This is a genomic window from uncultured Campylobacter sp. (genome assembly GCF_937997465.1).
In the GTDB taxonomy this organism is placed as follows: domain Bacteria; phylum Campylobacterota; class Campylobacteria; order Campylobacterales; family Campylobacteraceae; genus Campylobacter_A.
Genome location: NZ_CALKTQ010000320.1, coordinates 1 through 4,946, shown reverse-complemented (window position 1 = coordinate 4,946; position 4,946 = coordinate 1). Strand labels below are relative to the sequence as shown.

Below are 4,946 nucleotides of genomic sequence, written 5' to 3'. Positions count from 1 at the left end.
AAGAGTGCTATCGTCTTAGTAAAGAAGATAGTAAGCGCGATTTCGACGCAACTATCGGACGTAACCCCGTTACGGGCAAGGTAACGTCAAAGGCGGAGCTGGCGGGCGCTGATAACCCTACAATGAATTTGGAGACGGCGCAGATGAATTTCGGTAAGAAAAAGGTTGAGCTGGAGGAAGCCGAAAAGGTTTATAAAGACGACGCCAGCGTTAAAAATTCCCGCCGCGTCGATAAGGCGCGTAAAGCGTTTAAGCAAGCGCAGCTAGACTTAGAGGCGGCGGAAGAAATAAAAGAAAAAGCCGATAGGAAAAAGGACAAGTAGCCTGCTCAAATTTGAGCTTGAACGAGCCAAGGATCAAGAGGGAAGCCCTCTTGATCAAATTTAACAATCTAGCGCTTAACCCCAAGGCGGTGAAACCGCCGAAGGGGTATATTTGAATTTAGCTTAAATTTAGCCGAATCTATCTTTCAAATTTAACTCTCTTTTACTCCAAAGCCTGCGCCAGATCGGCGATGAGGTCGTCCGCGTTTTCTAGGCCGACGCTTATTCTGATTAGCTCCTTTGTTATGCCCGCTTTTATTAGCTCCTCGCTCGAGAGTTGCTGATGCGTAGTGGAGGCCGGGTGCGTGATGAGAGACTTGGAGTCGCCGATATTTACGACTATTTTAAAGAGTTTTACCTTGCTAAGCATCTTTACGGCGCGCTCATAGCTATCGGTTTCAAAGCACATTAGCCCGCTAGCCATGCCGTCTTTAAAGTATTTTTGCGCTTTTTCGTGCTCGGGATCGCTTTTTAGCGCAGGGTAGGTCACGCGCTTGACGTGTTTATGCGAGTTTAAAAACTCGGCGATCTTGCGCGCATTTTGCGAGTGCCTCTCGATACGAACGCTTAACGTCTCAAGCCCCTGTATGAGCTGCCAAGAGTTAAAAGGCGAGATCGTAGCGCCTATGTCTCGCACCAAAGCCACTCTCATGCGCAGCGTATAGATGTCAAATTTATCAGCCATCTGCGCATAAACTAGCCCGTGATAGCTCTCATCAGGCTCGTTAAAATGCGCGTATCTGGCGTTACCGACTAGCTTGGCGTTTAAATTTTTACTAGCGACGACCGCGCCAGATAGGCTTAGGCCCTGGCCGCAGATATATTTGCTAGCGCTATGCACGACGACGTCGATGCCGTGATTTAGCGGCTGGAAAATGATCGGCGTAGGCACGGTGTTATCAGCGATCGTTACGACGCCGTGCTTGTCTGCTATCTCTACGATTTTTTTAAAATTCGGGATTGCGATTTGCGGATTTGATAGCGTCTCGAAAAATATCGCGCGCGTTTTGTCGTCGATCAAATTTTCAAGATCGTCCGCGCTGTCGCTATCAAACACTCGCGCCTCGATGCCAAAACGCTTAAGCGTGTGCATGAAAAGAACCATCGTTCCGCCGTAAATTTTCTTTGCCACGACGATGTTGTCGCCGACTGCGGCTAAATTTGCGATCGAGTAAAAAATCGCCGCCTGACCGCTGGCCGTCACGATAGAGGCCGAGCCCTCCTCGAGTGCGGCTATACGGCTCTCTAGAACGTCCGTCGTCGGGTTGCCTAGCCTCGTATAGATGTGGCCTGGGGCTTCTAGCTGAAATCTCGCCGCGGCCATCTCGGCGCTACCGAAATCATAAGCCGTAGTCTGGTAAATCGGCACCGCCATGGCTCCCGGGCCAGCCTTGGTATCGTAGCCGTAGTGCGTGGCGATCGTCTCTTTTTGCATTTTTTCTCCTTGTAAAATTTGCGCGCATTATAACCGCTAAATGTTTAAATTGGTATAATTGGGCTTTTGAAAGGAAAAAATGGCTGAACAAAACGACAAATTTAAGCGCGTAAAATACCTGCGCGGTCTGGAAAAATTCGCAAAAGCGGCGATTAGCGCGCTAAAAAGAGAGGATTTTAACGAGGACGAATTTCGCGCTAGAGTGGGCAAAAACGCCGAAATTTTACGCAAGATCGAGCCGGTTTTTTTAGATAACGCCTACTCGAAATCTCTTGAAAATTTCGTAAATTTAGTCGTAAAAGGCGGCGAGAGAGGCGAGCTGGTGGCCTGCGTCAACGCGCTAGAAAAGCTAAAAAATCAAAAAACGTATAAAAAAGAAAAACATAGAAAAAAATATAAGGACGAAGAGTGAAATGCGTGATATTTGACATGGACGGCACGCTCATAGATAGCGCAAAAGCGATCTGCGAGACGGTAAACGAAGTGCGGCGCGAGCTGGGGCTTCGTGGCGATCTGGCCGCGGAGTTTATCGTAAAGGCCATAAACGAGCCGGGGCGAAATTTGGGGCTTGACTTTTACGGTATAGATAAGCCCGATATGAAGCTGCGGGATAACTTTGAAGCTAAATTTAAGAAAAACTACCGCGAATACGCCGCTGCTTATGATGGCGCCCGGGAACTGCTAGCTGGGTTAAAAGAGGCAGGGTATTTCGTCGCTCTAGCTAGCAATGCGCCGCGATATACTTTGGATGAAATTTTACAAAGAAGCGGGATATTTAAATTTTTCGATCTCATCGTCGGAGCGGATGAAAACATACCTCAAAAACCAGATCCGGCGATGTTAAATTTGATACTAAAATCAGGCGAATTCGATAAAGCGATATTTGTCGGAGATAGCAAAAAGGACGAGCTTGCCGCACGTAATACGGATATAAAATATCTAAACGTTTGTTGGGGTTTTGGTAGCCAAAGTCCGAGCTGCGACAATGTCTTTACGGTGGCGCAAGCAGCCCTATATATCGAGAAGTTATAAAAATTTAGCGTATTATAGTGCGTATGATTTTAGGTAATATTTTACAAAAAATAATATGTATTTTAAGATTTGCGAAAGGTTTTAAAATTTATGGATTATGATATATTTTCTCAAAGTCCGAGAGAAAAATTCTTTGAAATTTTATTTAACGCGAACAAAAACTTAGTCGAAAACGAGCTTGAAAAGACCTTTGAAAAATTTATCGCAATGAGCGAATTTTGCGAAAAAAACGGCTTTGACGAAACGGCGCAAAATTCGTTTATTTCTCAAAATCAGACCCTTGTAAATGAGCGGCTAAACGACATTTATATCGGGCTTAGTGGGGATATTTTAAGTCAAAATGAGTAAAATAGCCGTTATATTTTCGTTGTTTTTATCGTTGGCTTTCGGCGCGGTAAATTTCGAGGAAGAGCACCTTTTTGAGCTCAAAAAAGACGAGTGGGCGCGGGTTTTCGTAACCAAAAAGGGCACTGACGAGCGCGAGAGCTTTGATTTTCGTTGGACGCTTTTTGATAACACGAACATTATCGTTCATTCGCGCTACCGAAACTATCCTCGCCAGCTTGTTATGTCGCTAAGGCGCGGCCTTGAGACCTACAAGCAGACTTTGATACCGGACCTCAAGTACCCGCCTAGCGACCGCGTCGCGCTTTATCTCGTTTTTGAGGATTTTAAGCAAGGCGTAGCGAAGTTTCGCGTGCTGATAAACGACGACGAACAGCGCGTAGATGTTGAGTTTTTGGACCCGCCAAAAAAGCAGAGCGGCGCTCAAAATAGCGCGCAAAACGCCAGATAAAAGCAAAATTTAAGTGAGCATAAATGGAAAAAATCGATCTGATAATGAAAAATTTTATCGCGGAGCTTGGATACGAGCCTGCAAATGCGATGTTTGCTCGGATAAATTCGGGTAAAAAGCTGCGCTCCAAGCTGCTTTTAAAAATAGCGGGCGAAAGCGAACAGAGCCTCAAAATTTGCGCGATTACCGAGCTTATTCACCTAGCTAGCTTGCTTCACGACGACGTGATCGACGATGCTGACACCAGGCGCGGAAGCCCGAGTATAAACGCGAGCTTCGGCACCAAAAACGCCGTGATGCTGGGCGATATCCTCTATTCGAAGGGCTTTTACGAGCTGTCGAAATTCCCGCATGAGATCGCGGGCGAGATATCGGGCGCGGTCAGCAAACTAAGCGTGGGCGAGATGATGGATGTGGATCTCTCGGCTAAATTTAACGAAGATAAATCCGCGTACGGAACGATGATCTACTATAAAACCGCCGTTTTGATCGAGGCTGCCGCCGCGGTCGGAGCGATGTTAGCAGGACTTGACGCGCGTAATTTTAAAATTTACGGCAAAAACCTAGGCCTAGCTTTTCAGATAATCGACGACATCCTGGACGTCACGCAAGACGCCGCGACGCTTGGAAAGCCGAATTTTAGCGACTTTAAAGAGGGTAAAACGACGCTACCTTACATTTATCTTTACGAAAGCTTAAACGAAGCGGACAAAGAGAAGCTAAAAAGCCTGTTTAAAAAAGATCTGAGCGAGGGCGAGCGAGGCTGGGTGAGGGCGAAGATGAACGAAACAGGTGCGATAAAAAAAAGCATAGAAGCGGCGAAAAATTTAGGCGAGCAGGCGATAAAATCGGTAGAAAAATTTAACGTAGACGGCCTAGAAAGTATCGTAAAATCAATGATAGATAGGGAATTTTAATGCATTACGCAAGCGTGAGCTTTACGCACAAAAACACCGATATCTCCGTGCGCGAAAAGCTCTCTTTTTCTAACATCGAGCGCAAAAACGAAATTTTACGCCTCATTAGCTCCAGCCAAAACATCAACGAGTGCATGGTGCTAAGCACCTGCAACCGCGTCGAGATCATCGCTAGCGTAAAGACGGTCGAAGGCGCTAGCAAGCACATCATCGCCTGCATGTCGCTCATCTGCGGCATCCCTTTTGAGGAGCTACAAAGCAGAGCCGACATCTACGAGGATAACGGCGCCGTGCACCATCTCTTTGCTGTAGCTAGCTCGCTAGATAGCCTTGTTATCGGCGAGACGCAGATCGCTGGGCAGCTAAAAGAGGCGTATAAATTTGCACGCGCTAACGGTAAATGCGGTGCGAAGCTCGGACGGGCGATGGAGTTTGCCTTTAAG

The 4,946-nt window shown here is 46.7% G+C and carries 6 protein-coding genes and 2 pseudogenes; 7 read left to right on the top strand and 1 reads right to left on the bottom strand.

The genetic code is table 11. The features are described 5' to 3' along the window. Positions 1-323, top strand: a pseudogene (locus tag Q0546_RS10920) (hypothetical protein); the annotation flags it as partial. Positions 324-486: 163 nt separating this feature from the next. On the opposite strand, the gene Q0546_RS10915 reads toward Q0546_RS10920, so the two are convergent. Next, positions 487-1,758 (bottom strand): aminotransferase class I/II-fold pyridoxal phosphate-dependent enzyme, encoded by a 1,272-nt coding sequence (locus tag Q0546_RS10915; RefSeq protein WP_298792972.1) that lies wholly within the window; start codon positions 1,756-1,758, stop codon positions 487-489. 79 nt (positions 1,759-1,837) lie between these two features. On the opposite strand from Q0546_RS10915, the gene Q0546_RS10910 reads away from it, so the two are divergent. The 6 genes and pseudogenes from Q0546_RS10910 to Q0546_RS10885 form a co-directional block, all read left to right on the top strand. Further along, positions 1,838-2,170 (top strand): hypothetical protein, encoded by a 333-nt coding sequence (locus tag Q0546_RS10910; protein WP_298792970.1) that lies wholly within the window; start codon positions 1,838-1,840, stop codon positions 2,168-2,170. After that, positions 2,167-2,790: an HAD family hydrolase gene (locus Q0546_RS10905; RefSeq protein ID WP_298792968.1), complete on the top strand. Its 624-nt coding sequence runs from the start codon at positions 2,167-2,169 to the stop codon at positions 2,788-2,790. Before Q0546_RS10910 ends, Q0546_RS10905 begins: the two co-directional genes overlap by 4 nt. Positions 2,791-2,880: 90 nt before the next feature. Then, a complete protein-coding gene (locus Q0546_RS10900; RefSeq protein WP_002950971.1) occupies positions 2,881-3,138 on the top strand; it encodes a DUF2018 family protein in 258 nt (85 codons plus the stop codon). Next, complete coding sequence (locus Q0546_RS10895) at positions 3,131-3,586, top strand: hypothetical protein (protein WP_298792965.1); 456 nt, start codon at positions 3,131-3,133, stop codon at positions 3,584-3,586. Before Q0546_RS10900 ends, Q0546_RS10895 begins: the two co-directional genes overlap by 8 nt. A 23-nt stretch (positions 3,587-3,609) precedes the next feature. Next, positions 3,610-4,503 carry a polyprenyl synthetase family protein gene (locus tag Q0546_RS10890; RefSeq protein WP_298792964.1) on the top strand — a complete coding sequence of 298 codons (894 nt, stop codon included), beginning with the start codon at positions 3,610-3,612 and terminating at the stop codon, positions 4,501-4,503. After that, positions 4,503-4,946, top strand: a pseudogene (locus Q0546_RS10885) (glutamyl-tRNA reductase); the annotation flags it as partial. The gene Q0546_RS10890 and the pseudogene Q0546_RS10885, both read left to right, overlap by 1 nt.